This is a genomic window from Micrococcus sp. HG099 (genome assembly GCF_024723355.1).
GTDB lineage: Bacteria > Actinomycetota > Actinomycetes > Actinomycetales > Micrococcaceae > Micrococcus > Micrococcus endophyticus.
In genome coordinates this window covers 1-573 of the sequence record NZ_JANQCJ010000290.1, presented here as the reverse complement: position 1 = coordinate 573, position 573 = coordinate 1, and the positions used below count along the sequence as shown (strand labels likewise).

Below are 573 nucleotides of genomic sequence, written 5' to 3'. Positions count from 1 at the left end.
GTCCAGCAGCCCGGCGCGGTGGCGCACGGTCGCCTGGGTCTGGCGCCGGTCGAGCGCCGCGACGACGACGGGGATCGCCACGAGCCCCAGGGCGCCGGGTACGAGGGCGGCCGCGGCCAGCTCCGGGGCCAGCAGGGCCACGGCTCCGGCGCTCACGAGCCACGCGAGCACGGCCGCCGGCACGGGCACCATCACGCGCGGCGCGGCGTCCCGCAGGGCGTCCACGTCCGCGACGAGCACGGACAGCGCCCCGTCGGCGCGGCTCAGGCGCCCCCACAGGGCGGGCCGGCGACCCAGGGCGTCCCACAGCCGCAGCCGCAGCCGGGAGGCCCAGCCGAGGACGGCGTCGTGGGTGGCCAGCCGGTCCAGGTAGCGGAACACCGCGCGGGACAGGCCGAAGGCGCGGACCAGCACGATCACGGAGAGCAGGTACAGCACGGGCGGCCGCCCCGCCGCGGTGACGATGAGCCAGCCCGACAGCCCCGCGAGCAGCGCCGCGGACAGGTGCGTCCCCGTGGCCCACGCGACGCCGGCCCACAGCCGGCCCGAGCGCCACGGCAGGATCCGCAGGGC

1 pseudogene is annotated in these 573 nt (G+C 79.4%); it reads right to left on the bottom strand.

Annotation, left to right across the window (positions count from 1 at the left end):
- Nucleotides 1-573, bottom strand: a pseudogene (locus tag NWP10_RS12275) (thiol reductant ABC exporter subunit CydC); the annotation flags it as partial.